Below are 6442 nucleotides of genomic sequence, written 5' to 3'. Positions count from 1 at the left end.
ACAAAGTAGAACGTACCTTTGGTTCTATGCATAGATGGTTTGGTGCTGGAATAGCAAGATACGTTGGACTTTCAAAAGCACATGCGCAGCATATTATGGAATCCATTGCCTACAACTTGTACCGAACACCTGGGATTATTGTGTCAAATAGTATCAGATAAGGGGAAAATACACCAAAGAAAGGGGCTATTTAGAACTAAAGTAGCCTTCTATGGCATCAGTTGCTTATAAATATGCACTCATTTAAGGTTATAGAGATGAAAATTGAAAATGTGGCAGGTTTTGCAGAGGTCTCGGTATGCTTGTATAGTAAGGAAAATGGATAAAAAAGCCATGCAAGGCTGACTTACATGGGCTTCGAATTTCTTCTTTTAGCGGAATATAGATTCCACGGTTTCATGGTCAGTAGGCAGCTTGCCCGTCTTGTTGGTATAGGTGTTCTTGTAATTGGCCAGCCCGGAAATACCGAATAGGGTTTCAAAAGGCTTCCAATATGTTTTCTTCTTGCCGTCCTGCTCCGCTTTGGATAGCTTCAAATGTTCACAGGCACAATCAGCGAAATAGGCCAACAGGGAGTTTGTCTTTTGCCAGTGATATTCATTATCACATAACCCCAACGAAATTGCTTTGTCAAGAATCTGTCTGGCTGTTTCCGTTTGAAGTTCGGCTGGGATTTGTTTAACTTTTCTTTCTGTTGCTGCGCCATCTTCGTCATCTTCCGAAATTTCAACACCAAAGAATCTGTCCCAATCATGCTGTGTCTTAATTCCATTCAGAATGCTTGTACCAACTAATTGCTGCTTCAAATCAGCAAAGCCATTCTGTTCTATCCGTTCTTTGGCTTCATTTGCCTTGATGATAACCTTTGAAACAAGCGTCTCGTGCAAATTACCATAGACAAGCCAATAGCGCAGTGTTTTCCTAACCTTGTCAGGACTGGAGAAACTCATGTTGCCTTCACTCAGAAGAAATGACACGGCTGCCGCTAAGGTGTCACCGACCCGTGTATAATTATTGGAAAACAAGAAAGGATAGTCCTGCTGGCTCACAATATGTTCCAACTTCAGCGACTTTGCTGTATAGGCGTACAGGTGCATCACTGCCTCAAACGACTGCTTCTTCAAGTCATTGATGATGCGGTCTGCCGTTATCTTGTTGGCTTGATACCAATATAGTAACTGATCTGTGTATTTTGAGCCAGTCATAGTTATTACTTATTTTCTTTAAGTTCATTCTCAATGTCTTCAATTGATGGGAGCGAACTCTTGAAATTCTCTGGAAACACTTTTGATAATTCATATTCAGATATTCCAAGTGGTTGTGTGTACCCCTCAAGTGCATAGCGAGCCACAATATCATTCTTGTTTTTACAAACTAACAAACCTATCGTTGGGTTATCGCCTTCCCCTTTGAGTATATGATTAGCAAATGATACATAACCACTAAGTTGTCCCAAGAATGAAGTCTCAAAAACTGTTGTCTTTACTTCTACGATGACATAAGAATGGATTTTAGTATTATAGAAAAGCATGTCAGCAAAGAACTCATCATGGTCAACTTCCATTCTGAATTCCCTTCCCATATAGGCAAATCCATTTCCCATCTCTAACAAAAACTTCTCTATGTTCTTGATAAGAGCATCTTTTAGCTCTTTTTCCTTGTAGGGCTCCGTGAGACCGACAAAGTCAAAATTGTACGGATCTTTGGTAATCTCTTGGGCCAAATCACTTGTGACGGATGGTAGTGTTGCACTGAAGTTGGTAATGGCCTTACCCTCTCGTTCATAAAGGTTGGTATCCAGAAAATTCAACAACACACTTCTCGACCAGCAATGCTTGAGAGTCTGCTGAACAAAGAATAAGGCTTTGTCTGTAGAATTACACTTTTGCAAGATATAAACATGGTGTCCCCATGGAATAGACAAGAAATCATCGAATGATATTTTGTCTTGACTTTGCGAAACAACTTGTTTCGTATTCTCTAAACTTAGCGAAACAGCTTGTTTCGTAATCGGGAAATCCTTTTTATAGAATCTATACCATTTAAGGATGTTCTGGAGATTTCTGATGGAGAATGCTCTTATTCCGGGTAAGGCATCGCCTAAATCTAAACTGAGGTTCTTGAAAAAGCCAGACCCATATTTGCTGTCTGCTTTCTTAGAATCCATGTCCACTCCCAGATTCCAGTAGAATAGCAACATTTCGCTATTCACCCTGACAGAAGCTTTAATTTGGCTCTGCCTAAATCTATTGCTCAGAATTTTTATCCAAGCTGCATACTCCTTGTCTGTTTTGATTAGTTTGCTCACGATCTAATATTTTGTCGGTAAAGTTACTAAATTTTTGTTGTCTAACAAAAAAGAATATCCTATATTGATGACAACAAGTCTTCTCGTTCCTTCTTGCTCATGGATTTCAGAAGTTCCAACAGTTCTTTCTTGCCAGAAGCTATAGGCTTCTTCTCTTCATGCAGCAGGTACCAGTTATATTCTAACATTTTCTCCAAAGGATAAGCGCCTATATAATTAGAGGTGATGTCTCCATTGCTGCTATGTCCCATGCTGCCGCTGATATACTTATATGGAACTTTGCCAGAATTGTTCAGATTGGTAGCGAAACTATGCCTTGCCCAGGTTGATGTGGGCTTTTGTTCCATTCCCAAGAGGGTAGCTACCTTATTCATGTGGATGCCTATATACTTGTTATAACGCTGAATCACCCATAATTCCTTTTCGGGAAGAAGCAGTCTTGGCATAATTGGGAAAACACGTCTTCCTAATTTGGGTTCATTGCCATGTTTGTCAATTATCATCTTTAGTTCAGGAGTTATGGGGAATATCACTTCACTTGCGCTCTCATTTCGGTCATGTGTCTTCTGACGGAAGAAACGCAGTTGTTTGCCATGTGTAGAGAAGTACCATTCATCATATTCCAATCGTAATGTGTCGGCAAGATTCTGCCCATCACCGAGGTACATAAACAGGAATAAACCGAGGTCACGAAAGACAGCCTCTTTTTCATGCGAATAAAAAATTTCTTTTCCATTCTCCCCCTTAGCTTCTCCTTTCTCCCAGAAGTTGTAAAGTTGGTGCATCGTAGTAACGTCCAGAAATTCATGTTTGCGGCTGTTAGATTTATTATAGCCTGTATCTTTGAACATTTCTCGTGTATCACCTTTTATTAGTCCTTCATCTATGCAGACTTTCACAATGGCTCGGAATGTACGCAGGCTGATTCCAATAGTTGTCGTGCTTAGCCCACGCTTCTTCATGACTGTTGCCCATTTCTGAATAAATGACCTATCTATGTCTCCAAAGGTAACATTCGTCCCCATTTCTTTGACAAAGCGTCTCTTCACATCCGTGTTAGTTCGTGCAGTACCTAATTTATCAATTTTCCTATTTTCAATATACTTATCCCATACAGTATAGATTGTTCTTTCTTCGGGTGTGATACCACTAAATCTCTCTTGCAATCTTTTGAGAGTAAACGCACCTTCTTCTATCAATAAATTAACAAGTCGTTCTACCTTGTTCAAATGAGACTTTAGTTCTACCCGCTCGTTTGCATTTTTGTTTCTTCCTAACCGCTCTATTTCACACAAGGCTTTCCATTCTGACAAAACAAAAGTCTTACCAATTCGTAAATATATCTTCTTGCCATTATATTGAACGCGGATGGCAACAGGCAGAATTTCCGATTCATCACCAGATGCCCTTCGAGGATCTATCATAAGTGTTCCCGTTACGCTGCCATTGGAAGAAACAAACTTTGCAAGTGTTGTTTCTCCTCGATCCCTATACTGTCTGTTGGACAAAATGTCCGATTCGGTGAACTTTCTTCTCATATTACAAATTACAAAACCCTTTATTTATGGTGTATTAAGAATGAAATTGGTGAACTTTTGGTGAACTTTTCTACCTAAATTCTGTGCAAAATTACGTAATTTCATAGAATCTACAAAATATTTAAGTACTTAATATACAGTTATTTATAAACATAAAGCAACTTGGAGAAATGTATTAGATATGATTCATAATCCGGAGGTCGTGGGTTCGGGTCCCACTCCCGCTACATTGATAATTTAGGAGTTACGGACTGTCCGCAACTCCTTTTTCTTTTGTCGGGCAGCCTTCATTGAACGGGAGATGCAGAAAGTTCAATCGTCTTTTGACTTTTACCAAGCTCAATCGTATTAGAGATGTAACGTCATTCAAGCAACCAATCATGCAACAAGTTCATCCAAACATCCTCCTACGTTGCCGCAAAGGCGACAAGAAAGCCTTCCGCGCAGTGGTCGAGCAATATGAGGGAATGGTGTTCTCGCTCACACTCAAGCTGCTTTGCGACGAAGACGAGGCGATGGATGCCGCGCAGGAGACCTTCATCCGGGTGTGGTTGAACATGAATGACTATCAGGAAGAGCGCACGCTATTCTCCACGTGGGTATATTCCATCGCGTCGCACGTCTGCCTGGACCGGTTGAAACACAAGCGACGACAGGTGCCGTTGCCCGAAGACGAACAAGTGTTCACTACTTATCTCACCGACAGAAGCCCCTCTCGGCAGCTGGAGAACAAGGAGTGGATTTCCATCGTCAGGATATTGGCCGAAGGACTCAGCGAGAAATAGCGACTTGTCTTTACGCTTTCGCATCTCGAAGGGCTGGATTCGGCAGAAATAGAGCAAGTGACGGGGCTGAACGACCGACAAATCAAAAGCAACCTCTATGTTGCAAGACTGCATATCAGACAACAATTGAAACGATTAGGCTATGAATCAGATGAATGAACTTATCAACCGCTTGCAAAAAGAGCCCGTACAAGTGCCCAAGCAGTTGGCGGCCTCGATCATGGACAGCCTCCCCGACCGACAAGACGACAAGACGCCACGGCGACGGAACGCCCCGACATGGCTCGTAGCCTTGCGAGTTGTGAGCACCACGGCTGCCGTTCTCAGCCTCTTAATCGGCTTTTCATGCCACAAAGAGCCGGCCTTGGCAACGTCCCATACGCCCAACAGAACCGTATATGCCCAGGGAAACACCCTGGACATCGTGCGTACAAACCTTCAAAAGCAACACAATCTCAGTTACACCTCCATTAAAGCCATGCTCAATGAAAACCATTAAGTCACATCTCCTGCTCCTTGCAACCCTCATCGTCACCGCTTCTTGCGAAAGCCAACAAGCCAGAATGACGACCACCATCAACACCGACGGCACTTGCCTGCGCGAAGTGAGCTATGAAAACAGGGTGAAAAAAAACGAACGGGACAGCCTCTTGAAAGGCAACCGCCCGCAGCGGTCGAATCCCGTCCCCGATTGCCTATGCGTCGACTCGATGAAGCAAGGCAAAACCGTAACCAAAGGCGACACCGTCATCACTCATTTTCATCAACAATACAACTCTGTAGAAGAAATGAGTGCCCACACGCCTCTCCGACTGGCGGGCGTTCCACTGGAATCCAAGGCCCATTTGGAGAAGCATTTCCACTTCTTTTATACAGAATACGCCAGTTCGGGATAAGGACTTGCTTAGAACAATTCCAATTGCCTGCTCTTTTCAATGTGTACGGGCAGTGCCTCGGGCTTATTCTCGAAGAAGCAATATGCGGCCAATGCAGCGCTGAGGTTCATGAGGAAGTTGTGTACGGAGCGATGACGTGAATGGACAAGGTTGGCCTTGTTTTTCAGCAATTCGTTGATGCATTCAATGATGTAGCGCTTGCGCAGCATCATCTTATCCCACAAGGGCATGAGCTTGTTCTTCATGTTCGACCTGAGCCCGTGGACCAGGTGGATGCCTTGGTTGAAGAGGCTCTCGAAGAAGCCCTGCTTGATGTACCCCCTGTCGGCAAACACCTTGCCGTAGAGCACCTTCGTGAACACCTCCCACACTTTGGGATCTCTGTCGTCCACGTTTGCGGGGGTAAGGCAGAATGTGAGGACGTCGCCCTTCTCGTTGCACAGCAAGTGCAGCTTGAAACCGTGGCACCATCCCATCGTACCCTTCCCGTCCCTGGCAAGTCCGTCGAACACCTTGTTGAATTTCCTTCTCATGTTGTGGCATACGGGGATCATCGTGCTGTCCACGAAACTAATGCCTGTACACTGGCCGAAGCCCTGGATGCGCATGAAGGCCATCAGGTCGAAGAACACGCGGGGCATGAGTTCCACAAAGCGCGTGTAGGACACCGCGTTAGGGAAACAGCTCGCCAAGTGACCCTTGATGAAGAACAGGTAATAGTGCTTGAAATTTCGGAAAGAGCCGAAGTGGTAGTACAGCAGGACGGCCATGATTTCGCTCTTGGACATCTGGCCCTTTCGGTTTCTCAAACGCTTATATCCCTCGTCTGTGGGGGCTATGTGGAGGTTTTTACTAAGTTCAGCGTCCAAATTCTTGCAGAACTCATCCAATATACAGAATATTTCAGTAACTTTG

The 6442-nt window shown here is 43.8% G+C and carries 8 protein-coding genes and 1 pseudogene; 5 read left to right on the top strand and 4 right to left on the bottom strand.

What is annotated here, in order from left to right:
* A partial coding sequence (locus tag K334_RS14615; RefSeq protein ID WP_154655624.1) for a transposase occupies positions 1–161 on the top strand: 161 nt, incomplete at its 5' end.
* A 210-nt stretch (positions 162–371) separates the two neighbouring features.
* On the opposite strand, the gene K334_RS0112540 is transcribed toward K334_RS14615, so the two are convergent.
* From K334_RS0112540 to K334_RS0112530, 3 genes are read right to left on the bottom strand one after another with little or no spacing between them, the layout of a single operon-like run.
* Positions 372–1205, bottom strand: a complete 834-nt coding sequence (locus K334_RS0112540; RefSeq protein WP_025880556.1) for a DUF6043 family protein — start codon at positions 1203–1205, stop codon at positions 372–374.
* 5 nt (positions 1206–1210) lie between these two features.
* Positions 1211–2308 carry a PDDEXK nuclease domain-containing protein gene (locus K334_RS0112535; RefSeq protein ID WP_154655623.1) on the bottom strand — a complete coding sequence of 366 codons (1098 nt, stop codon included), beginning with the start codon at positions 2306–2308 and terminating at the stop codon, positions 1211–1213.
* Between the two features lie 59 nt (positions 2309–2367).
* Positions 2368–3846 (bottom strand): tyrosine-type recombinase/integrase, encoded by a 1479-nt coding sequence (locus tag K334_RS0112530; protein ID WP_027445057.1) that lies wholly within the window; start codon positions 3844–3846, stop codon positions 2368–2370.
* Between the two features lie 380 nt (positions 3847–4226).
* On the opposite strand from K334_RS0112530, the gene K334_RS0112525 reads away from it, so the two are divergent.
* From K334_RS0112525 to K334_RS0112515, 4 genes and pseudogenes are all read left to right on the top strand, one after another.
* Positions 4227–4631 carry an RNA polymerase sigma factor gene (locus tag K334_RS0112525; protein WP_025880558.1) on the top strand — a complete coding sequence of 135 codons (405 nt, stop codon included), beginning with the start codon at positions 4227–4229 and terminating at the stop codon, positions 4629–4631.
* 12 nt (positions 4632–4643) lie between these two features.
* A pseudogene (locus K334_RS15480) lies at positions 4644–4790 on the top strand (RNA polymerase sigma factor); the annotation flags it as partial.
* Entirely contained in the window at positions 4774–5130 is a 357-nt protein-coding gene (locus K334_RS0112520) for a hypothetical protein (RefSeq protein ID WP_027445056.1), read from the top strand. The pseudogene K334_RS15480 and the gene K334_RS0112520, both read left to right, overlap by 17 nt.
* A complete protein-coding gene (locus K334_RS0112515) occupies positions 5117–5527 on the top strand; it encodes a hypothetical protein (RefSeq protein ID WP_027445055.1) in 411 nt (136 codons plus the stop codon). Before K334_RS0112520 ends, K334_RS0112515 begins: the two co-directional genes overlap by 14 nt.
* Before the next feature lie 8 nt (positions 5528–5535).
* Here the strand turns inward: K334_RS0112515 and K334_RS0112510 are convergent.
* A partial coding sequence (locus K334_RS0112510; RefSeq protein WP_248623527.1) for an IS982 family transposase occupies positions 5536–6442 on the bottom strand: 907 nt, incomplete at its 5' end.

This window comes from Segatella baroniae DSM 16972 = JCM 13447 (assembly GCF_000426585.1).
Classification (GTDB): Bacteria; Bacteroidota; Bacteroidia; order Bacteroidales; family Bacteroidaceae; genus Prevotella; species Prevotella baroniae.
Note: the sequence above shows the minus strand (reverse complement) of the source record. Positions and strands in the feature narration are given on the sequence as shown.

Coding starts and splice junctions, on each gene's coding strand:
- K334_RS0112540 (WP_025880556.1), bottom strand. CDS start 1,205: ATGACTGGCTCAAAATACACAGATCAGTTACTATATTGGTATCAAGCC.
- K334_RS0112515 (WP_027445055.1), top strand. CDS start 5,117: ATGAAAACCATTAAGTCACATCTCCTGCTCCTTGCAACCCTCATCGTC.
- K334_RS0112530 (WP_027445057.1), bottom strand. CDS start 3,846: ATGAGAAGAAAGTTCACCGAATCGGACATTTTGTCCAACAGACAGTAT.
- K334_RS0112520 (WP_027445056.1), top strand. CDS start 4,774: ATGAATCAGATGAATGAACTTATCAACCGCTTGCAAAAAGAGCCCGTA.
- K334_RS0112525 (WP_025880558.1), top strand. CDS start 4,227: ATGCAACAAGTTCATCCAAACATCCTCCTACGTTGCCGCAAAGGCGAC.